The organism is Parafrankia sp. Ea1.12, assembly GCF_900465275.1.
In the GTDB taxonomy this organism is placed as follows: domain Bacteria; phylum Actinomycetota; class Actinomycetes; order Frankiales; family Frankiaceae; genus Parafrankia; species Parafrankia soli.
The window spans coordinates 1-236 of sequence record NZ_UBIZ01000723.1 but is presented as its reverse complement, the minus strand read 5'-3'; the positions used below and the strand labels follow the sequence as shown (position 1 = coordinate 236).

The following is a 236-nucleotide window of genomic DNA, read 5'->3' as shown; positions in this document are numbered from 1 at the left end:
CCTGGCTGATCGGTGGCCGTCCCGTCCGCTGCGGGTGGGTCCACTTCCGTGTGACCAGGCGGCGGTGCCACCGCAGAACGGTGCCGGGCGCGACCAGCCGGTGCGCCCGCAGCGCTCTGGGCAGGAGCCTGATCAGAGCGGCGAGGACCGCCCGGTCCGCCCAGTCCCACCGGGGCTTGGGCTGGGTGCGGCGCAGCACCGCGACCTCATGCCGCAGCACGAGCAACTCGATGTCC

Annotated in this window: 1 pseudogene; it reads right to left on the bottom strand. The window is 74.2% G+C overall.

The annotated features are described in order from the left end of the window. Positions 1–236, bottom strand: a pseudogene (locus FMEAI12_RS35970) (hypothetical protein); the annotation flags it as partial.